Below are 21110 nucleotides of genomic sequence, written 5' to 3'. Positions count from 1 at the left end.
TTAGCGTTTGTGCCGGGCGATGGTGCGTGATCCAACGAGGATCATCCTGAGCTCGGTTTTCAGTTTGTCCTTCAAGGCTTCCTTTTCCGGTGGTGTTGCGTCAAGCGCCTCGGCGCCTTGGTTAAACACCAGTGTCACCATGGCGTCTGCCACCAGTTTGGAGTCGGATAGGGGGCGATTCTCTTCATCCGCGATGCGCGCCAGATCTGCAGCCAGTTCGGTCACAAAGTGGTCGATTTCAGCTTTGATGGCGGTGCGGAAGGGTTTTGATACCCCGGTGCTTTCCCTCAGCATCAGACGAAACAGATTGGAGTTGTTGCCAAGATACTCCATGAAGGTGTCCACCGAGGTGCTGATGGCGCTGCCGTTTCGTGCAATTCGCTTGCGTGCCTGGCGCATGAGTTGTCGCAGGGCGACACCGCCTTCGTCCACCAGGGCAAGCCCCAGCTCGTCGAGCTCGGAAAAGTGCCGGTAGAACGATGTCGGCGCAATGCCAGCTTCCCTTGCCACTTCCCGCAGGCTCAGGCTGCCAAAGCCCCGGTCCGCACTGAGTTGAGCAAGGGCGGCGTCCATCAGGGCACGGCGAGTGCGGAGTTTCTGTTCGGCTCGGGCTGACAAGGGCGGCTCCATAGGGCGGTAAATAGGGCGGTAAATCGGCCCATTCTAGCGGCCAAATGTTTTACCGTCACCCACGGTGATGGAAGCCTGATTTTCCCGTTCATTGTGTTTATAATGGGCCGCTTTTGCAGTAGGGTCCGCCAGAACCATTTTTGCAAACTTTTACGCACACATCAGATACAACGGGAACCGGTATGCGCAGTCATTATTGCGGTGGAATCAACGAATCTCACATCGATCAGGAAGTTACTCTTTGCGGTTGGGTTCATCGTCGCCGCGATCACGGTGGGGTGATCTTTCTGGACCTTCGCGATCGGGACGGTATTTCCCAGGTCGTGTTCGATCCGGATACCCCAGAGAGCTTCAATCTGGCGGAGAAGGTCCGCAGTGAATTCGTTATTCAGGTGACCGGCCGTGTGCGCCGTCGTCCCGCTGGTACCGAAAACGCCAACATGCCGACGGGGCAGGTTGAGCTGCTGGGTAAGCAGTTATCCATCCTGAATGCCGCTGCAACGCCTCCGTTCCCGCTAGATGAGCATGTGGATGTCGGTGAAGACGTTCGCCTGAAGTATCGCTTTGTGGACCTGCGTCGCCCGGAAATGCTGAACCGACTGCGTTTCCGTTCCAGGGTGACCAGCTATATTCGCAACTTTCTGGATAGCAACGGCTTTATGGATGTGGAGACGCCTATCCTGACCCGCGCCACTCCGGAAGGCGCACGTGACTACCTGGTGCCAAGCCGCACCCATGAAGGCTCCTTCTTTGCACTTCCCCAGTCCCCGCAGCTTTTCAAGCAATTGCTGATGGTGTCCGGTGTGGATCGCTATTACCAGATCGCCAAGTGTTTCCGCGACGAAGACCTGCGTGCCGACCGTCAGCCGGAATTCACGCAGATTGACATCGAGGCCTCGTTCATCGACGAGGAGACCTTGATGACCCTGAACGAGAACATGATTCGTTCGCTGTTCAAGGATGTTCTGGAAGTGGATCTGCCTGAATTCCCGCGCATGCCGTACGCCGAGGCAATGCAGCGTTATGGCAGCGACAAGCCGGACCTGCGTATCCCGCTTGAGCTGGTTGACGTGGGTGATCTGGTTGCGGGCGTTGACTTCAAGGTGTTTGCCGGTCCGGCTAATGACCCCAAGGGCCGCGTAGCAGCACTACGTGTTCCGAAGGGCGGCGAGCTGACCCGAAAACAGATCGACGACTACACCAAGTACGTGGGTATCTACGGTGCCAAGGGGCTGGCCTACATCAAGGTCAATGATACTTCCAAGGGCGTTGAAGGCCTGCAGTCGCCGATCATCAAATTCCTGGGTGACGATGTTGCGCAGGCTGTCATCGAGCGCTCCGGTGCGGAAGATGGCGATATCGTGTTCTTCGGCGCCGATAAGACCAACGTGGTCAACGAAGCCCTGGGCGCGCTTCGCATCAAGGTCGGCCACGACCTGAACATGCTGACGTCCGAGTGGGCGCCGATGTGGGTGGTGGACTTCCCGATGTTCGAGGAAACATCTGACGGAAGCCTGACTGCGATTCACCATCCGTTCACGGCGCCATCCTGTTCTGGTGACGAGCTGGAAGCGTCACCGGCGACGGCATTGTCCCGCGCCTACGACATGGTGCTCAATGGCACCGAGCTCGGTGGCGGTTCCATCCGTATTCATGACGAAAAAATGCAGGAAAGCGTGTTCCGTACCCTGGGTATTGAGCACGAAGAAGCACGAGCCAAGTTCGGGTTCCTGCTGGATGCGCTGAAATACGGTTGCCCTCCCCATGGTGGCCTGGCGTTTGGTCTGGACCGGTTGATCATGCTGATGACCGGTGCCAGTTCTATCCGTGATGTGATTGCGTTCCCGAAAACCCAGAGCGCCACCTGTCTGATGACACAGGCTCCCGGAGAAGTGGACGACAAGCAGTTGCGTGAGCTTCATATTCGCCGCCGCAAGCCCGTGGCTAAGGCCGGCGAAAGTAAGGAAGACACCCAGGCAGGCGAGTAACGCAATGCCGGAGCACACCCCTATGTGTGCTCCGCGACTGAACGGAGTTGATTATGGCTGGACACAGTAAATGGGCCAACATCAAGCACCGTAAAGCGGCTCAGGACGCCAAACGCGGTAAGATTTTCACCAAGATCATTCGCGAGTTGACGGTGGCGGCCCGTCAGGGCGGGGGAAACCCGGATGACAATCCGCGATTGCGGGGCGTGATCGACAAGGCCCTCACCGCCAACATGAAGAAGGACACTATCGAGCGCGCCGTTGAGCGGGGTGCCGGGGATGGTGACGACAGCAATTACGAGGAACTGACCTACGAAGGGTACGGTCCCGGTGGCGTTGCTATCTTTGTGGAAGTCATGACGGATAACCGCAACCGCACTGTGGCCGACATTCGTCACGCCCTGAACAAGATGGGTGGTAATCTCGGCACTGACGGTTCGGTAGCGTATCTGTTCAGTAAGCAGGGTATTATCAGCTACAGCCCGGAGATGGACGAAGACCGGCTGATGGAAGCGGCCCTGGTTGCCGGTGCCGAGGACCTGGCGACGCTCGGCGACGGCTCTTTCGAGATAGTCACCGTGCCAGATCAGTTCCTCGATGTTAAACAGTCCCTGGTGGAGTCCGGCCTGATACCCGATAACGCAGAAGTCACTATGGTGCCCTCAACCACTGTAGAGCTGGATGAGGAGGGCGCAGAGCCCATCCTCAAGCTCATCGATATGCTGGAAGACCTGGACGATGTGCAGAATGTCTATCACAACGCCGATATATCGGCGGACGTGATGGAGGCACTCCATCAATAAGGGCGCAACGTGTCGATAATCATGGGGGTGGACCCAGGGTCACGCATTACCGGTTACGGCATTGTCCGGGCCGAGGGCCGGGTGATCGAATATATTGACAGTGGATGCATCCGGGTCGGCGAGAAGCCCATGGCGGAACGCCTGCAAACCATCTTCCATAGTCTGGCAACGCTCATTGGCGAATACCGCCCTGAAGAATTCGCCATCGAGCAGGTATTCATGGCCCGTAACCCGGATTCAGCGCTGAAGTTGGGGCAGGCCAGGGGAGCGGCGATTGTAGCGGCCGCCAACAGCGGTTTGCCGGTTCACGAGTATTCCGCCCGCCAGGTCAAGCAGGCGGTGGTGGGTAAAGGCGGCGCTGATAAGTCCCAGGTCCAGCATATGGTCCAGGTGTTGCTGGCCCTGTCTCGCAAGCCGCAGGCCGACGCGGCAGACGCCCTGGCGATTGCGCTGTGCCACGCCCACATGAGCCAGAGCGTTGCCCGGCTGGCGTCCGGAGGTGGCGGGAAAGTGCGAAGTGGCCGGGTCCGAAGAAATAACCAGACTCATTGAAGTCCAGGGAGAAACCCGTTGATTGGTCGTATCCGAGGCATCCTGATTGAAAAATCCCCCGCCCAGGCATTGGTGGAATGCGCCGGCCTGGGGTATGAAGTCGATATTCCCTACACCACCTTCTTTAACCTTCCTGAAACCGGCGACGAGCTGGTTCTCCACACCCACTTTGTTGTTCGCGAGGACGCCCAGAGCCTCTACGGCTTCTCTTCACGGCTGGACCGGGACCTGTTCCGGTTGCTGATCAAGGTTAATGGGGTTGGTCCCAAGCTTGCCGCCGGGATTCTGTCGGGGTTGGATGCGAATCAGTTTATCCGCTGCGTTGAGGCTCGCGATGCTAATGCCCTGGTCAAGCTTCCCGGTGTTGGCAAGAAAACCGCCGAACGCCTGCTTATTGAAATGACAGATCGTATAGGGCAACTTGAAGGGCAGTTCACGCCAGCGTCGCCAAATGCGACGGTTACCTCCGACTCAGCCAACGCGAGCATTGCTGCAGGTCATGACCCCAGGGAAGAGGCGGAAGCCGCACTGATTGCCCTGGGGTACAAGCCACAGGAGGCGTCCAAGGCGATCAGCAAAGTGGCGGAAGAGAACATGTCGAGCCAGGAATTGATTCGGTTGGCGCTACGGGCAATGATTCCTGCCAACTAATGGGTAACGGGCTGATTAAAAGAGTGTCATTAATCGCATCCTGGCCCCATATGTGTAGAGAGCGTAACGTGACAGCAAAAGCGCCGTTTGTACAATTGGGGCATAATGAACCCGATACGAGTGTACAGGCATGTTGTTGATTTCCTCTGAGCGGGTAGTTCAATGATTGAATCGGATCGCCTGATTACAGCCCAGGCCGGACAATATGAGGAAGTGCAGGATCGAGCGATCCGTCCCGGTGTGCTTGCGGACTATGTTGGTCAGCCGGCTGTGCGGGAGCAGATGGAAATCTTCATTTCCGCCGCGCGAGGTCGCCAGGAGGCATTGGATCATGTGCTGATCTTTGGTCCGCCGGGGCTGGGCAAGACCACGCTCGCCAACATCATTGCCAATGAAATGGGTGTGTCCATTAAGACCACATCCGGCCCGGTGTTGGAAAAAGCCGGTGATCTGGCCGCCATGCTGACCAACCTCGAAGAGGGTGATGTCCTCTTCATTGATGAAATTCATCGTCTCAGCGCCGCCGTGGAAGAAGTGCTCTACCCGGCGATGGAAGACTACCAACTGGATATCATGATTGGAGAGGGCCCGGCGGCCCGCTCCATCAAACTGGACCTGCCCCCCTTTACCCTGGTGGGTGCGACGACACGCGCCGGGCTTCTGACGTCGCCGCTGCGGGATCGTTTCGGCATCGTCCAGCGCCTTGAGTTCTATAACACCAAGGATCTGACGGATATTATTCTCCGTTCCGCGCGATTGTCATCGGTCGCTATCGACAACGGCGGTGCTTACGAAATTGCCCGTCGTTCCCGGGGAACACCCCGTATTGCCAACCGCCTGCTACGCAGAGTGCGTGACTTTGCTGAGGTAAAAGCGGATGGCAGCATTAGTGAGTCCATTGCGGACCAGGCACTGAACATGCTGAAAGTGGACGCCCAGGGGTTTGATCACATGGACCGGCGCCTGCTTTTGGCGATGATTGAAAAGTTTGATGGTGGCCCGGTCGGTGTCGAAAGTCTGGCAGCGGCGATCAGTGAAGAACGAGGCACTATCGAAGACGTTCTTGAGCCGTTCCTGATTCAGCAGGGTTTCATGGTACGTACGCCCCGTGGGCGTATGGTGACGTCCAATGCCTACCAGCATTTCGGCGTCGTGCCATCCGGTCCGGAACGGGAGGACCTGTTTGACTGAGCGTTATGATTCATCGGTCGGGTTGGCGGTTCGCGTGTACATCGAGGATACCGACGCCGGCGGTATCGTATACCACGCGAAGTACCTGCACTATATGGAGCGTGCCCGTACGGAGTGGGTTCGTCACAAGGGTGTCGGGCTTCGCGCCGGCCTGGCGGATAACATCAGTTACGTTGTCCAGCGCCTGTCGATTCACTACGGTGCTCCGGCCAGGCTCGACGATGAGTTGCGAGTGACCGCGGAGCCAGTGGCGTTCGGCCGTGTATGGATGGATTTTCGTCAACAGGTTGTTCGCCGCTCCGATGACAAGGTACTGGCCTCGGCGGATGTGCGTGTGGCCTGTATAGCACTGGATTCCGGCCGGCCAAGACGCCTTCCGGTAAACATGCTGGAGTTGCTGGAAAGCAGCCTGAAAACCAATTCACAAGTGGAATAATCCAGGAGTAAAAGGTGGAGTCAGAAGTTTCTGTTTGGTATCTCATCGCCAACGCCGGCGTGCTGGTTCAGCTGGTTATGCTGTTGCTTGCCCTGGCGTCCATTATCTCCTGGGCACTGATCTTCCAGCGCCTGAAGGTGTTCCGCAAGGCCAAGCAGGCCCAGTATGCGTTCGAGGAACGGTTCTGGTCCGGAATGGACCTGGGTCAGCTCTACCGGGAAGTGAACAGTAATCCGACGCCGTTCTCCGGCATGGAGTCGTTGTTCCGGGCTGGTTTCAAGGAATTTTCCCGTCTGCGCCAGCAAAGCCGGGATGCCGATGCCGTCATGGAAGGCACCCAGCGTGCGATGCGAGTGGCGTTTTCCCGTGAGCAGGAGCGGTTGGAGATGCACTTGCCGTTTCTTGCAACCGTCGGCTCCACCAGCCCCTATGTCGGTCTGTTTGGCACGGTCTGGGGCATCATGAATTCATTTCGGGGACTGGCTCAGGTTCAGCAGGCGACCCTCGCCACGGTAGCCCCCGGTATTTCCGAGGCATTGATAGCAACGGCGATGGGCCTGTTTGCGGCCATCCCCGCCGTGATTGCCTATAACCGTTTCTCCGCTATTTCCGATGCGCTGCTGAAGAACTATGAAACCTTTGCCGATGAGTTTTCGAGCATCCTCCATCGCCGTGTGCATAACAGCGAGCAGTCAGCCGCATGAGGATAGCAGCCAGTAACGGACCGCCAGTCGGGAGAGCAGAAACATGAAAGGCATGGGAATGATGCCGGCGAGAAGTCGCAAGCCGATGTCTGAAATCAACGTCGTACCCTACATCGACGTCATGCTGGTGCTGCTGATCATCTTTATGGTGACGGCGCCGATGCTGACGCAAGGCGTAAAAGTGGATCTGCCGGAAACCACATCGCAGCCGATCCAGTCCGACAAGAACGTGGAATCGATTGTGGTGTCCGTCGACAGCAATGGTGCGTATTTCATGGATATCGGGGATGAAAGCAGTGACCCGATGTCACTCGCGGACATTCGCGACCGGATCGCCAAAATCCTGTCCCAGCGTACGGACCGCGAAGTGCTTGTTCGGGGTGATGAGCATGTTGAGTACGGTACCGTTGTTCGACTGATGGCTCAGTTACAGGCCGCAGGGGCGTCTAATGTCGGATTGATCACCGAAGCGCCATCCATTGATGAGTAGGTACAGAGCAGGCAGGTGTTTGTGAGAGGTCATGAGCGTGATGTAACCAACACGGGCCAGCCGCCCTGGAAGTCGCCCGTGGCTCTGTCAATCCTGCTGCATGGGTTGATCCTGGGCGTGGCCTTGGCCGGATGGACGTGGACCGATCCCTCGGAGGATCCGCCGCCGCCCAGTATTTCTGCACGCCTGATCACTCCGAACGAGCCTGAGCCTAGCCCGGTGACGGAACCGGTTGATGAACCGGATCGTGATGAAGAACGCAGGCAGGAGGAAGAGCGGAAGCGTAAGGAAGAAGCCGAACGTCGAAAGGCCGAAGAGGAACGCGAACGGGAAGAGGCCCGCCGCATCCAGCAGGAGAAAGAGCGCAAGCAGGAACAGCAGCGCCAGGAAGAGGCGGCGAAGCGCGAACGTGAACAGCAGCGCAAAGCGGAGGAGGCTGCCCGCCAGAAGGCTGCTGCTGAAGCCAAGGAGCGTGAACGTCAAAAGGCCGAGGAAGAAAAGCGTCGCCAGGAAGAGGCTGCCCGGAAGGCCGCCGAGGAAAAACGCCGTGCGGAGGAGCAGCGCCGCAAGGAAGAAGCTGAGCGCAAGGCGAGGGAAGAGCGAGAGCGCCAGGAAGCTGAACGGAAACGCAAGGAGCGTGAGCGGCGTCTGAAAGAACAGCAACTGGAAGCCCTGGCGGAAGAAGCCCAGCAGGAACGCGAGGCGGAGGAGCGCCGTAAGAGGGAGGCGGCTGCCGCTAAAGCGCGCGAAGCGCAGATGCTAACGGAAAGCCAGAAATATCAGGCGCTGATTCGTGAACGATTGAGCCAGGCCTGGTATCCGCCATCATCGGCAACCGAGGAGATGACTGCGCGGCTTCAGATCACTTTGCTACCGACTGGTGAACTTGCCTCGGTAAAGCTTGTCTCCACCAGTGGTAACACGGCATTCGACAATTCGGCGCTGGGCGCGGTTAAGTCGTTGAATCGTTATCCGATTCCCGATGATCGGGACACGTTTGAAAAGTATTTTCGCCAGTTTACGATTGAGTTCAATCCTCGGCGGTTGAGATAAGGACAATGGGAAATCAAATGACGAACCGGAGTACTAAAGGCACAACCCCAACCGGCATGGTAATGACATGGTTGCTGATGCTGGCGGTGATGATAGGGAGCAGTCCGGCGGCCCACGCAGAGCTGTTGATCCGAATCACGGAGGGTGCGGATTCGGCCATCCCGGTCGCCGTGGTCCCATTCGCTGAATCCGGCACCATGCCGTCCGGCGATAAGATCAGCAGTATCATCCGCGACGACCTCACCATGAGCGGTGAATTCAAGCCACTGCCACCAGAGAAAATGCTCAGCCTGCCGTCAAAGGGTGATGAGGTCTATTTTCGCGACTGGCGACTTCTGGGGCAGCGTTACGTTCTGGTCGGTCAGCTGACACGTACCGGCGACAAGATTGAAGCCCGGTATGAGTTGTACGATGTGAACCGCGAGGAGCGGATCCTTGGGGCAACGGCGTCCTCATCGGTGAACAGCACACGGAGCCTTGCCCACCACATCAGTGACAAGGTCTATGAGGCTATCACCGGTGTGCCGGGCGCATTTTCTACCAAGCTGGCCTACGTCACGCTTCAGCGATCCGGTGGCAAAGCCCTGTATCGGCTGCAGGTCAGTGACGTGGATGGCAAAAGGGCCAAGGTCAGGCTGGAAAGCGATGAACCCATTTTGTCACCAGCCTGGTCGCCCGACGGTAAGAGGCTTGCCTATGTGTCGTTTGAAACCGGTAAGCCTGCAATCTATATCCACGAGCTTTCATCGGGCAACCGCACGCGGATCGCGGACTTCCGGGGTTTGAATTCAGCTCCCGCATGGGGCCCGGATGGCCGGTCGTTGCTTATGACCCTGTCGAAGGACGGCAATGCCGAGGTCTACAAGATGGATATTCAGAGTCGCTCGCTCAAGCGGCTGACCAATCACTGGTCTATTGATACTGAGCCTACCTGGGATCATACGGGTGAAGGTTTCTTCTTTACGTCTGATCGTTCCGGTGGGCCGCAGATCTACCACAAGTCCAGTGAGAGTGCGGAACCCCGCAGGATTACCTTCGGTAGTCGCTACAATGCCCGCCCGCGGCCAGACAACGACGGCAAGTACGTCTACTATGTGCATCAGAGAGACAAGGCGTTTCATATAGCACGGACTAACTTGCAGACGGAGGAAGAAACGATTCTCACTCGAACTGAGTCCGATGAGTCGCCCAGTGTTTCGCCCAATGGCCGGATGTTGATCTATGCAACCAAGCAGGGCGGCGACAGTGTACTAACTGTAATTGCCGCGGATGGCGGAGCGGCCTATAGTCTGCCGGCCTCGGAGGGTGATGTGCGTGAACCGGCATGGTCACCGATCGTCAGGTAAACCGGAACTCCGAACAGAACAGGTTCGTTTGCATTAACGTACAACAGACTCTCAAAAAGGAAGGAAGTGATTATGAACGTATCAGCTCACCACAAATTATTCGCCATGGTAATGTCTCTTGGTCTGATCGCCGGTTGCAGCAGCACCGGTGAGACCACTGAAGACGGTGCGTACGGTTCCGATGTCTCTGCTGTCGACCAGGAAGGTGGCAGCACTGTTTATGGCGGCGATGATGACGGCGGTGTGTCTTCATCCGAGATGAGCGAAGAGCAGCGTCGTGAAGCGGAAGCTCGTGCTGCGCGGGCGGAAGAAGCCGCCATGCGCGAAATCACCACCTTCTACTTTGATTTTGATACCTCCGAAATCAAAACCGAAGCCCGCGATGTGCTGGTGGCCCACGCCCGGTTCCTGCAAGCCAATCCGGGGCAGAATGTCCGTATTGAAGGGCATGCTGATGAGCGCGGCACCAAAGAATACAACCTCGCATTGGGCGAGCGTCGTGCCAACGCCATCGAGCGTTTCCTGATCGTGAACGGTGCTTCCCGCGGCCAGACGGAAACCATCAGCTACGGTGAAGAAAAGCCGGCAGTGATGGGTTCCAGTGAGAGCGCGTGGGCCCAGAACCGTCGCGTTGAACTCGTTTTCCAGTAACAGGCGAACCCCATGAGACATCTGCTCATGGCGACAGTGATGCTCCCGCTTGCCTTCGGGCATGCGGGCGGCGCGCTGGCGCAATCCGTTTCTCCAGCGTTCCAGGACAATGCGTCCGAGGCAGAACGCAAGGCTGGCAACAGTCAGGCCAATGCGGAACTGTTCTATATGATTCAGCAACTGCAGGGCGAGGTTCGTCGATTGCAGGGGCGGGTCGAAGAGCAGCGCAACCTCATTGATCGGCTTACCAAGCAGTCACGGGACCGCTACATCGACCTTGACCAGCGAATTCTGAAACTCTCTGAAAAGGTCTCGGAAGCACCAGCGACGAGCTCAGCGAGCTCAGAGGGTGCAGCCGATTCGGCTGAGGCAGCAGGAAATTCGGGGGTGAAAACCAGAATCTACCGGCAGCCTTCCGACAAGGAGCGAACGGAATACCAGAAAATCCAGACTCTGATCCATCAGGAAAAGAACTACGACCAGGCGATCAATGGGTTGTACGACTTCATTGATGAGTATGAGGAAGGGGACCTGACGGTCAACGCCTATTATTGGCTGGGCGAAGTGTACCTCGTTGAGGAACAGCTCGAACAGGCGCGGCAGGCGTTCACCATCGTTGCAACCCGTTATGGGGATCATCGCAAGGCGCCGGACGCTGTTTACAAGCTTGGTGTGACCCTGGACCGGCTAGGCGATAAGGAGCAGGCTCGCGGGCGTATGGAAACCGTGGTCCGCGACTATCCGAATACCAGCGCTGCTGAGTTGGCCAAGAAGTACCTCGACTCCAGTAACGGCTGATCGTGCTTGCCACGAAGAATGTTGAGAAACCTGGGAATTAGGGGTTGATCGGCGCTGAAAAATCATTACTATATGCGCCTCGTTTGGGTCGTTAGCTCAGTTGGTAGAGCAGTTGGCTTTTAACCAATTGGTCGAAGGTTCGAATCCTTCACGACCCACCAAAATACGAACGAGGCGGTGGACTGAGTCGTCGCGTTGTTCTGGCCCGGATTCGGGCCGACAGTTATGGGTCGTTAGCTCAGTTGGTAGAGCAGTTGGCTTTTAACCAATTGGTCGAAGGTTCGAATCCTTCACGACCCACCAATAGAACAGGAAGCCAAAGCGGCTCCTGTCGAAAAAAGAGCCTTCGGGCTCTTTTTTTTTGGGTATACGGTCATACATCTGTGATAGTGGGCGTAGTTAAAAGGGTGCATGTAAGTAACCTAAGCAAAACTCTGTGACAGCAGGGTGTCAGCCCAGTGAAAGTCGTGGCCGAAGTGATATACTTCCGACGTTAACGCAATACAGAGATGCAGTAATGACGCGAGTTGAAGACCGTATTCTCGTTCAGGAACATCTGGCACACCAGGCAGAGCCAAAGACCCTGAGCGACGACGAGAAAGCAAACCTTGAGTCCCGTATTCGAGCAGCGCTGAAAGCGCAGGATGCGGTGCTCGTGGCTCATTACTACACCGACCCTGACATTCAGCGCCTGGCGGAGGAAACCGGCGGCTGTGTTGCCGACTCGCTGGAAATGGCCCGGTTTGGCAACCAGCACAAAGCGTCAACCGTGGTCGTGGCAGGTGTCCGTTTCATGGGCGAAACCGCCAAGATTCTGAACCCGGAAAAACGTGTGCTGATGCCCACGCTGGAGGCCACCTGTTCACTGGATATTGGCTGCCCCGCGGACGAATTCTCGGCCTTTTGCGACGAGCACCCCGACCGTACCGTTGTGGTCTACGCCAATACCTCCGCAGCGGTGAAGGCAAGGGCGGACTGGGTGGTTACCTCCAGTTGTGCTCAGGCCATTGTGGAGTCGCTGGATGCCCGTGGTGAAAAAATACTCTGGGCCCCGGACAAGCATTTGGGCCATTACGTGCAGAAAACCACCGGTGCGGATGTGTTGCTCTGGGATGGTTCATGCATCGTACATGAAGAGTTCAAGTACCGGGGGCTGGAGGATCTGAAAGCGCTGTATCCGGATGCGGCGGTTCTGGTGCACCCTGAGTCGCCCAACGCGGTGGTCGAGATGGCCGATGTTGTCGGTTCGACCTCTCAGCTGATTCATGCGGTACAGACGCTGCCCAACGATCAGTTTATCGTTGCCACCGACAACGGCATTTTCTACAAGATGCAGCAGTTGGCCCCCAATAAGACCTTGATTGAGGCGCCAACAGCCGGAAACGGCGCCACCTGTCGTAGCTGCGCCCATTGCCCGTGGATGGCGATGAATGGCCTCGAGAACCTGCTGTCGGTGATTGAGAACGGCGACCAGGAGGTTCATGTGGACCCGTCGTTGCGGGAGGATGCGTTGAGGCCGCTTCAGCGAATGCTGGATTTCACCGCCGAGATGAATCTGAAGGCCGCCGGCAACGCCTGACGTCAGCTGCGGCGCTGGTTCAGCCGCTCTGACACCTGCGACAATCGTTCGGTCACGATTTGGCGCAATGGCGCTCCGGCGGGGAGTCTTTCCTGGGCCTGCCGCAACTGGCGCTGGGCTGCCTCAAGGTCGCCCATCAGGATATCGTATTCGGCCCTCGCCCGGTGCACCCCAACGATGTTGCGCGCCAACCCTTCGGCTTCCGCCAACCTCAGCCAGAGATGCTCTTTCTTCGGCAGTTCCCGCGTCAGTCTGTGGAGGTATTCGGCGGCACGTTCGCCGTTACCCGCCGCGGTTTCCAGGTGTGCGAGCATGTCGGTAATCGGGTAGTTGCCGGGGTTCCTTGCAAGGGCTTCGGAAAGCAGGCTGCGAGCTTCGTTGAGCTTGTCCTGCTCAATCAGCGCCTCTGCGAGTGTCACTTGATAGGTGATGCGCCCCGGTGTTCCATCGAGCAGCCTTTCAAGCTCAATAATCGCCTCACTCTGGTTTCCATTTCTCAGCAACGCCACCGCCAGGCCGTAGCGAATGGCATCCGGCTTTTCGGTGTCCGAACGGTTCAGGTAGTCCTTGAACGTTTCCACAGCGATGTCTGCGGACTTTGCGTAGCGAACCTGAAGCCGGGATCGAACCAGATGATACTCCTGGGCATCGGCCACATCCCTGCGGGGGTATTGCTCGGCGCGGTTGCGGGTGTCGGATACACGATTCTGCGTCAGCGGGTGGGTGGAAAGGTACTCCGGAACCCGGTTTCCCTGCAGGCGGTTCTGTCGCATCATGATCTCGAACATTTCCGGCATCCCTCTCGGGTCCATGCCGGAGCTGGCGAGTATGTCCATGCCAACCCGGTCAGCTTCCTGTTCATGGGCCCGGCTATAAGCCAGCATATTCTGCACTGCCAGTGCCTGAGTGCCTGCGATGGCTGCTATGCCGACATCCGACTGGGTAACCGCTGAGAGGATGATGCCGGCGATCATGCCGGCAATGGTCAGCGGGGCGCTGGTTTCCTGTTGCTCCAGGCGCCTGGCGAAATGGCGCTGGCTCAGGTGCGCCAGTTCGTGGGCCAGAACCGAGGCAAACTGTTGCTCACTCTCGGCATTCAGGAACAGGCCGCCATTAACGCCGACGACATTGCCGGGGACCGCAAAGGCATTGATGTCGGGGCTGTCGATGATCGCCAGCGTGAGGTCGCTGCTACTCAGAGGTGCCGAGGGTACGAGGCGATAAATGATCGAGTTCAGGTAGTCCTGGACCAGGGCATCGGTGATCTGAGGGGCGGATCGCCGGATGGATGTCATCACTTGACGCCCGATATCCGTTTCCTGGCGCTCAGAGATAAGCCCACCACCGGCGCCACCAATGGACGGCAGTGTGCTATCCGACGATTGTGCCGAGGCCTGGCTGACCGTCAGTGAAAACGCCAGGGCAAAGGCGGATGCCAGGATGCCTGGCCGTTGAGCTCGGTGGCGGTTTGTTACAGTCATGAATAGGCGATGTCCGTTGTCATGGGGTTCTCTCTGACAGCATTGTGCCACCGAAAGTTCTTTCGGGGTTCGTCTGTTACGATTGAGGTGCAATACAGTACCACTGTGGGCATAATGCCGGCTCCTGTTTTGAACATACGGATGCCTTATCGCCATGGCTGATCGAACACTGGACGCATCGGGCCTGCGCTGTCCGATGCCGCTATTGAAAACCAAGCTCGAACTCAACAGCATGTCTCCCGGCCAGGAACTTGAAGTTATCGCCACAGACGCCGGTTCTGCAAGGGATATTCCTGCGTTCCTCGAACTGTCGAGTCATGAGCTGGTCCGCACATCCGAACAGGGTGGCTGTTTCACCTTTGTGATAAAGTGCGGCGGTTAAGCCCGTAGTAATGACCCTCCGGAGTCGTTGATGATCAGAATTTTACGTGGTCTCGCCCACAAATACTTTTCAGATGAAGAAGCCGTCATTCTTTTCCTGCTGATACTGGCAGGCGTCGTCTTCATCATTTTTTTCGGCTCCATGCTGGCGCCCGCGATTGCGGCGGTTATTGTTGCCTTTATTCTCCAGGGGCTGGTCACCAAGCTTAATCGGCTCGGCATTCCGGAAATCGTATCCATCATAGGCGTGTTCTTTGTCTTCCTGGGGCTGTTGATTGGCGTCCTGTTCGGGTTGTTACCTCTGATCTGGACCCAGGTGACCGGGCTGGCGGGCGAAGCGCCTCGTATTTTCAGAGAGATGCAGTCCTATCTTGAAGTGCTTCCTGAGCAGTATCCAACGCTGATATCCATGGAAGGCATCAACACCATCTACAATCAGGTAACCACCGAAGCCGGCCGCATGACCCAATGGCTGGTGTCCTTTTCACTGGAAAGCATTCCGGATCTGGTGGCGCTGCTGATCTACATGGTGTTGCTGCCGATTCTCGTATTCTTCTTCCTCAAGGACCGCCGGGTGCTACTGGGTGCGATCGCTCGCATGCTGCCATCCCAACGCCCGATGATGGTCCGGATATGGCATGAAGTGAATCTTCAGTGTGCCAACTACGTGCGGGGAAAGGCGGTGGAGATACTGATCGTTGGAGGTATCACCTACGTGGCCTTCAAGGTTCTGGGTATGCCCTATGCGGCCCTGCTGTCACTGATGGTGGGTCTGAGCGTGGTGATTCCCTATATCGGGGCGGCTGTTGTCACCATTCCGGTCGCCATGATCGCCCTGTTCGCCTTCGGGTGGGGCAGCCAGTTTATCTGGGTCATGGTGGTGTACGGTGTGATCCAGGCGCTGGATGGCAACGTTCTGGTTCCCATCCTGTTCTCGGAAGTGAATAATCTGCACCCTGTCGCCATCATCGTGGCTGTGTTGTTCTTTGGTGGCATCTGGGGTTTGTGGGGTGTGTTCTTCGCCATACCGCTGGCGACCATGCTCAAGGCGATCTTCTCGGCATGGCCGGTCAAGTACGGGCAGGCAGAGACGTTGCCAAAGGAGTCTTAAAGACTCCTGACGGCCTCCAGCACTTCGTCAACGTGGCCTGGTACATTCACGCCTCGCCACTCCCTGCGAAGGACCCCGTCCTTGTCGATCAGGAAGGTGCTGCGGTCAATGCCCATATATTCCTTGCCATAGAGCTTCTTCAGCTTGATGACATCGAACTGTTGGCAGAGGGCTTCGTCCTTGTCGGAAATCAGGTGGAAGGGAAATGCCTGCTTTTCGCGGAAGTTGTCGTGGGCTTTCAGGCCGTCACGTGACACGCCGAAAATAACCGTATCGAGTGCTTCAAACTGGTCGTGCCGATCGCGGAAATCCTGACCTTCAGTGGTGCATCCGGGGGTGTTGTCCTTGGGGTAGAAATAGACCGCCACATTCTGGCCTTTCAGGTCCGATAAACGAATGGTTTGATCTCCGGTAGCCGGGGCCTCAAAATCATCAACAGGACGGTTCAGTTCGGGTGCTGACATGACATCTCCTTTAATTCCCTTGTGTCAGTGGGTGCCCAACATTACCATATCGTTTTTATTCGTACGGAGTTTTTATGATTACGGGGAGCCTTGTCGCACTGGTCACGCCCATGCATTCCGATGGCAGCGTTCATTGGGAGCACCTTGATAAGCTGGTGGACTTTCATCTCGACAACGGAACGCACGGTATCGTGGCCGTTGGAACGACGGGTGAATCCGCCACGCTGGACCCGGAAGAGCACATGCGGGTGGTGGGGCATATCATAAAACGCGTCAATGGCCGCATTCCTGTGATTGCCGGTACCGGCGGTAACAGTACTCGCGAAGCCATAGAGCTGACCGAAGAAGCTCACAAGCTGGGTGCCGATGCCTGTCTGCTTGTCGTCCCGTACTACAACAAGCCGACCCAGGAAGGGCTCTACCAGCACTTCAAGACCATTGCTGAGGCTGTCCCGGTCGATCAGATTCTCTACAACGTTCCCGGCCGAACGGCGTGCGACATGCTGAACGAGACCGTTGAGCGCCTGGCAGATATTCCGAACATCATCGGCATCAAGGATGCAACCGGCAATATTCCCCGTGGTGCAGAGCTGGTTGAAGCCGTTAGAGGCCGCCTGGTGGTCTACTCTGGCGACGACGCGACGGCCGCCGGACTGATGCTTGCCGGCGCCAAAGGCAACGTCTCCGTTACCGCCAACGTGGCGCCCAAGGGCATGGCTGCGTTGTGCGAAGCCGCCATCGCCGGAAATGAGGAGGAAACCGAGCGGCTTAACGAGTTGCTCATGCCTCTGAACCGCAAACTTTTCCTCGAGGCCAATCCCATCCCCGTGAAGTGGGCTCTCTATCATATGGGTATGATCGGGGAGGGCATTCGCCTTCCGCTCACCCCTCTGAGTGACAGGTTCCACGGTGAAGTGGAAGACGCACTGAAAGCCTCTGGCGTACTCTGAGTCAGGCTGTACCATCTATCGTAACTGGAGTCGCCTGATGGCGTTTAGGTTCAGGACAGAAATCAAAAAAACCGAAAAATGCATCAGGCCCCTGGCGGGCCTGATGTTTGTTATGGCCCTGTCAGGCTGTAGCTTGATCGAAGACCGCTCAGAGCGCTATGTCAATGCCTCGGAAGGCACGCCTCTGAAACTGCCGGAAACGGCGGATGAAGGCGAGTTTGGTCAGATCATGCCGATACGCGAAGCGACCGCTGCCGACTCGGGCCGTATGTATCGGGGAAGCATACCCAGGCCGCCGGATATGACCTCCGATATCCTTGACGAAAACTATCTGGTTGAGGAGCTGGATGGCCAGATATGGCTGCTGGTGAATGATGTTCCAGGTCGCCTTTGGCCTGCAGTCACCTCCTACATGAATGAGAACGGCCTTGGTGTGGCGTACGACAGTCCCCAGCTTGGCCTGATGCAAAGCGAGCTTGTTAACTTCAGCAAGCAGGCGAGGGGATTGCTGGGGCTGCCGGACAACCCCGACGGACCAGAAGCGAAAGTGGTGGTCCAGGCCCGTGTTGCACCCGGTGTACGCCGTAAAACCACGGAAGTGCAATTCCGTTCCTTCGAAGTTGCTGATGACCCGAACGAACTGATGGCATGGGGCGGCGGGGACACCCGTAGCCGCGAGCAACTTGATACCAGTCGGAAGCTGCTCGAAGACCTGGCCCAGTATTTACGCAACCGGGAAGATAGCAAGTCATACTCCCGTGCGGCATTGGGCATGGCCAGCGAACCCCTGGTCAAGTTGGTATCGGACGACGAAACGCCCAGGGAAATTGTAATGAGCCTGGATTACGGCCGGGCTTGGGCGGAGGTTCGCCGAGCGGTGGATGACGCGGGCATACCGGTGATCGACCTGAACCGTGAAGACGGATATTTCTTTGTGGATTTCCGGCCGGAATCCGAGCGCGAGCCGGGATGGTTCAGCTGGTTCTCCGACGCCCCGGAACCGGTACATTCGTTTGATATACGGCTTGAGGAGCGTGACGGCGACATTGTCGTTTCCACCGCCATCGCCGAGAGTTACGATGGTGAGAATCGCTCGACCGAGCTGCTTTCAGAACTGTTCGAATATCTTTACTAATGCAAGCAGTGCCTGCACCGAGCGGGCACGTCCGGAGATCTGACATGGAAAAGCGTGAAGAGCTTTACGCGGGCAAGGCCAAATCCGTATACCGTACCGACGACCCCGACCGGTTTGTGATGGTCTTTCGCGACGATACGTCGGCTTTTGACGGCGAGAAGAAAGAGCAGCTCAACCGCAAGGGCATGGTGAACAACCGCTTTAATGCCTTTATCATGGAAAAACTGGAAGCGGCCGGCGTTCCCACGCACTTTGAGGGCCTGCTTTCCGGCACGGAATCGCTGGTCAAGAAGCTGGATATGATTCCGGTTGAATGCGTGGTTCGTAACATCTCCGCTGGCAGTCTGTGCCGCAGGTTGGGTGTAGAGGAAGGGCTGACGCTGAACCCGCCCACCTTTGAACTGTTCCTGAAGAACGACGCCATGCATGATCCCATGGTCAATGAGTCATTGGCGGTCAGTTTTGGCTGGGCGAAAGCAGACGAGCTTGCCAGAATGAAAGAACTGACCTATCAGGTAAATGACGTACTGAAGGCGCTGTTTGAGGAAGCCGGCATGCTGCTGGTGGATTACAAGCTGGAATTTGGTCGTTCGGGTGGCCAGATTGTCCTGGGTGACGAATTCAGCCCTGACGGCTGCCGTATCTGGGACAGGGAAACCCGAAAGAAGATGGATAAGGACCGTTTTCGTCAGGGACTGGGCGATGTGATTGAGACCTACGAAGAGGTTGGTCGTCGTCTCGGCATCCGTTTCGACTGATCAGTCAGGTACAACAACCAGAAAACAGGTGCACTATGCGTAAACTGATTCTTGCCATCGGCGGCTCTTTGGTCATCGCCGCCCCAGTCGCAACCGCTGATGTGGTTGGTGTGGGCGCCAATGTCAGCTACTGGGATTCTGACCTCTCGGGCGAGGCTGGTAAAAACAACAAGGTCGTCGATGTAGAAAATGACCTGGACCTGGAAAGTGACACCAATGCCAACCTGAACGCCTATTTCGAGCACCCGGTTCCGGTGCTGCCGAATGTTCGGCTGAACTATACTCGCATCGAGCAGAGTGGGCGCGGGGAATTGTCCACCGAGTTTGATCTGATTCAAGACGGCGCGGAGGTGGATTCCGATCTGGACCTGAGTCAGTTTGACGTCACCCTGTATTACGAAGTGCTCGACAACTGGGCCAATCTGGATCTGGGCGTGACCGCCCGCAATCTGGATGGCGAACTGATTGTTCGTGAGCAGGCCACCAATGGCCAGGTCAGTAAGACTGAGGTCGACGGCGTGATTCCGATGGGTTATCTGGCTGCCCGCTTTGATCTTCCCTTTACCGGTGTTTCCGTCGGTGGCGAGGCCAATCTCATCAGCTTCGACGGCGATTCCATCTATGACTACAACGCTTACGGCCAATACGAACTGTCGTTGTTACAGCTGCGCGCCGGATACCGTCAGATCAGCATTGATTACGAAGACAGCGATGACCGTCTGGACATCGAACTCGGTGGCCCGTTTGTAAGTGCCGGGCTGACGTTCTGAAGGAACAGGAGAGAACACGTTGAAAATTCTGGTTACGGGCACGGCGGGCTTCATTGGCTCCCATCTGGCGCATCGGCTGCTTGACCGAGGTGATGAAGTAATCGGCGTAGATAACGTCAACGATTACTACGACCCCACTTTGAAGGAAGCGCGGCTTGAGCGCCTGACCTGTAAACCAGGATTCACCGAGGTTCGTAAGGACGTGGCCGACAGGCCCGCCATGGAGGCCCTGTTCCGAGAGCACAAGCCAGAGCGTGTGGTTCACCTGGCGGCCCAGGCGGGCGTGCGGTACTCCCTGGAGAATCCTCATGCCTACATCGATGCCAATTTGGTGGGTTTCACCAACATCCTGGAAGGTTGTCGTCACAATGATGTGAAGCACCTGGTATACGCCTCCAGCAGCTCCGTCTACGGCGCGAATGAAACCATGCCGTTCTCCATCCACGACAACGTGGACCACCCCCTGAGTCTGTATGCGGCCTCCAAGAAAGCCAACGAGCTGATGGCCCACACCTACAGCCACCTTTACAACATGCCCACCACCGGCCTGCGCTTCTTCACCGTCTATGGCCCATGGGGCCGACCGGATATGGCGCTGTTCATCTTCACCAAGAAGATCCTGGCCGGTGAACCCATTGATGTGTTCAATCATGGGCACCACAGGCGCGACTTCACCTACATTGACGATATTGTGGAAGGCGTTATCCGGACCCTGGACAGTGTCGCCACCCCCAACCCGCAGTGGAGTGGTGAAACGCCAGACCCCGGCACCAGCAAGGCGCCATATCGACTGTATAACATCGGTAGCAACAATCCGGTGGAGTTGTCCCGGTTTATTGAGATCATCGAAGAGCGCGTTGGTAAAAAGGCTGAGAAGAACCTGCTGCCCCTACAACCCGGTGACGTGCCGGCTACCTACGCCAATGTGGATGACCTGATTGAAGATGTGGGCTACAAGCCATCCACCACGGTGGAAGAGGGCATTGCCAACTTCGTGGACTGGTATCGGGATTTCTACAAGGTCTAGGTTTTTCAGGCGCACACAAAACCGCTGAAGGGCACCTTCGGCGGTTTTTTTATGCCCCCATTACTGGGGGGCAGTATTTAGCGTAACGCAATCAAGCGTTTACCGTGTCGAGAGCTTGCTATGTAGTTTATTGCTGTTATTCTGAGATTGGATTCACAATT

23 protein-coding genes and 2 tRNA genes are annotated in these 21110 nt (G+C 56.9%); 22 read left to right on the top strand and 3 right to left on the bottom strand.

Annotation, left to right across the window (positions count from 1 at the left end; genetic code table 11):
* Positions 1–618: an HTH-type transcriptional repressor FabR gene (gene fabR / locus AAGD24_RS12095; RefSeq protein ID WP_075196207.1), complete on the bottom strand. Its 618-nt coding sequence runs from the start codon at positions 616–618 to the stop codon at positions 1–3.
* A 194-nt stretch (positions 619–812) separates the two neighbouring features.
* On the opposite strand from fabR, the gene aspS reads away from it, so the two are divergent.
* From aspS to nadA, 15 genes are all read left to right on the top strand, one after another.
* Positions 813–2618, top strand: a complete 1806-nt coding sequence (gene aspS / locus AAGD24_RS12090) for an aspartate--tRNA ligase (protein ID WP_036205346.1) — start codon at positions 813–815, stop codon at positions 2616–2618.
* Between the two features lie 53 nt (positions 2619–2671).
* Positions 2672–3421 (top strand): YebC/PmpR family DNA-binding transcriptional regulator, encoded by a 750-nt coding sequence (locus AAGD24_RS12085; RefSeq protein WP_036205347.1) that lies wholly within the window; start codon positions 2672–2674, stop codon positions 3419–3421.
* Between the two features lie 9 nt (positions 3422–3430).
* On the top strand, positions 3431–3973 hold the full coding sequence (ruvC, locus tag AAGD24_RS12080) for a crossover junction endodeoxyribonuclease RuvC (protein ID WP_379865252.1): 543 nt from the start codon (positions 3431–3433) through the stop codon (positions 3971–3973).
* 18 nt (positions 3974–3991) lie between these two features.
* A complete protein-coding gene (ruvA, locus tag AAGD24_RS12075) occupies positions 3992–4624 on the top strand; it encodes a Holliday junction branch migration protein RuvA (protein WP_075196204.1) in 633 nt (210 codons plus the stop codon).
* A 162-nt stretch (positions 4625–4786) separates the two neighbouring features.
* The gene (ruvB, locus tag AAGD24_RS12070) at positions 4787–5815 is read left to right on the top strand and encodes a Holliday junction branch migration DNA helicase RuvB (protein ID WP_036205355.1); all 1029 of its coding nucleotides are present in this window, start codon (positions 4787–4789) and stop codon (positions 5813–5815) included.
* Complete coding sequence (gene ybgC / locus AAGD24_RS12065) at positions 5808–6251, top strand: tol-pal system-associated acyl-CoA thioesterase (protein ID WP_036205357.1); 444 nt, start codon at positions 5808–5810, stop codon at positions 6249–6251. Before ruvB ends, ybgC begins: the two co-directional genes overlap by 8 nt.
* A 77-nt stretch (positions 6252–6328) precedes the next feature.
* Positions 6329–6955 (top strand): protein TolQ, encoded by a 627-nt coding sequence (tolQ, locus tag AAGD24_RS12060; protein ID WP_244264392.1) that lies wholly within the window; start codon positions 6329–6331, stop codon positions 6953–6955.
* Between the two features lie 43 nt (positions 6956–6998).
* On the top strand, positions 6999–7445 hold the full coding sequence (tolR, locus tag AAGD24_RS12055) for a protein TolR (protein WP_036205359.1): 447 nt from the start codon (positions 6999–7001) through the stop codon (positions 7443–7445).
* A gap of 78 nt (positions 7446–7523) precedes the next feature.
* On the top strand, positions 7524–8498 hold the full coding sequence (tolA, locus tag AAGD24_RS12050; protein ID WP_379865249.1) for a cell envelope integrity protein TolA: 975 nt from the start codon (positions 7524–7526) through the stop codon (positions 8496–8498).
* A gap of 62 nt (positions 8499–8560) precedes the next feature.
* Positions 8561–9844 carry a Tol-Pal system beta propeller repeat protein TolB gene (gene tolB, locus AAGD24_RS12045; protein ID WP_379867341.1) on the top strand — a complete coding sequence of 428 codons (1284 nt, stop codon included), beginning with the start codon at positions 8561–8563 and terminating at the stop codon, positions 9842–9844.
* Between the two features lie 72 nt (positions 9845–9916).
* Positions 9917–10495, top strand: coding sequence for a peptidoglycan-associated lipoprotein Pal (pal, locus tag AAGD24_RS12040; RefSeq protein ID WP_036205364.1), 579 nt, complete (start codon positions 9917–9919; stop codon positions 10493–10495).
* Between the two features lie 12 nt (positions 10496–10507).
* Positions 10508–11293, top strand: a complete 786-nt coding sequence (gene ybgF / locus AAGD24_RS12035) for a tol-pal system protein YbgF (RefSeq protein WP_085680251.1) — start codon at positions 10508–10510, stop codon at positions 11291–11293.
* A gap of 85 nt (positions 11294–11378) precedes the next feature.
* A tRNA-Lys gene (locus tag AAGD24_RS12030) sits at positions 11379–11454 on the top strand.
* Between the two features lie 66 nt (positions 11455–11520).
* Positions 11521–11596: transfer RNA gene (locus AAGD24_RS12025), tRNA-Lys, on the top strand.
* Positions 11597–11810: 214 nt separating this feature from the next.
* Positions 11811–12872: a quinolinate synthase NadA gene (gene nadA, locus AAGD24_RS12020; protein WP_273096531.1), complete on the top strand. Its 1062-nt coding sequence runs from the start codon at positions 11811–11813 to the stop codon at positions 12870–12872.
* 2 nt (positions 12873–12874) lie between these two features.
* Here the strand turns inward: nadA and AAGD24_RS12015 are convergent, their stop codons facing one another.
* Positions 12875–14353: a M48 family metalloprotease gene (locus AAGD24_RS12015; RefSeq protein ID WP_075196201.1), complete on the bottom strand. Its 1479-nt coding sequence runs from the start codon at positions 14351–14353 to the stop codon at positions 12875–12877.
* 154 nt (positions 14354–14507) lie between these two features.
* Between AAGD24_RS12015 and AAGD24_RS12010 the strand changes: the two genes are divergently transcribed.
* On the top strand, positions 14508–14735 hold the full coding sequence (locus tag AAGD24_RS12010; protein ID WP_036205371.1) for a sulfurtransferase TusA family protein: 228 nt from the start codon (positions 14508–14510) through the stop codon (positions 14733–14735).
* 30 nt (positions 14736–14765) lie between these two features.
* Positions 14766–15845 carry an AI-2E family transporter gene (locus AAGD24_RS12005; protein ID WP_036205372.1) on the top strand — a complete coding sequence of 360 codons (1080 nt, stop codon included), beginning with the start codon at positions 14766–14768 and terminating at the stop codon, positions 15843–15845.
* On the opposite strand, the gene AAGD24_RS12000 is transcribed toward AAGD24_RS12005, so the two are convergent.
* Positions 15842–16309 carry a peroxiredoxin gene (locus tag AAGD24_RS12000; protein WP_379865245.1) on the bottom strand — a complete coding sequence of 156 codons (468 nt, stop codon included), beginning with the start codon at positions 16307–16309 and terminating at the stop codon, positions 15842–15844. The two genes, AAGD24_RS12005 and AAGD24_RS12000, sit on opposite strands and share 4 nt — an antisense overlap.
* A gap of 74 nt (positions 16310–16383) precedes the next feature.
* On the opposite strand from AAGD24_RS12000, the gene dapA reads away from it, so the two are divergent.
* The 5 genes from dapA to AAGD24_RS11975 are packed head-to-tail and all read left to right on the top strand — an operon-like array spanning position 16384 to position 20949.
* Positions 16384–17259, top strand: a complete 876-nt coding sequence (dapA, locus tag AAGD24_RS11995) for a 4-hydroxy-tetrahydrodipicolinate synthase (RefSeq protein WP_036205374.1) — start codon at positions 16384–16386, stop codon at positions 17257–17259.
* Between the two features lie 37 nt (positions 17260–17296).
* Positions 17297–18394, top strand: coding sequence for an outer membrane protein assembly factor BamC (gene bamC, locus AAGD24_RS11990; RefSeq protein WP_041334314.1), 1098 nt, complete (start codon positions 17297–17299; stop codon positions 18392–18394).
* Positions 18395–18438: 44 nt separating this feature from the next.
* Entirely contained in the window at positions 18439–19152 is a 714-nt protein-coding gene (purC, locus tag AAGD24_RS11985; RefSeq protein ID WP_036205376.1) for a phosphoribosylaminoimidazolesuccinocarboxamide synthase, read from the top strand.
* 35 nt (positions 19153–19187) lie between these two features.
* A complete protein-coding gene (locus tag AAGD24_RS11980; protein ID WP_036205377.1) occupies positions 19188–19922 on the top strand; it encodes a TIGR04219 family outer membrane beta-barrel protein in 735 nt (244 codons plus the stop codon).
* 19 nt (positions 19923–19941) lie between these two features.
* Positions 19942–20949 (top strand): NAD-dependent epimerase, encoded by a 1008-nt coding sequence (locus AAGD24_RS11975; protein WP_085680253.1) that lies wholly within the window; start codon positions 19942–19944, stop codon positions 20947–20949.
* Positions 20950–21110 lie beyond the last annotated feature (161 nt).

This window comes from Marinobacter sp. M5B (genome assembly GCF_042604615.1).
GTDB lineage: Bacteria > Pseudomonadota > Gammaproteobacteria > Pseudomonadales > Oleiphilaceae > Marinobacter > Marinobacter salarius.
This window is presented reverse-complemented; position numbering and strand designations above follow the sequence as displayed.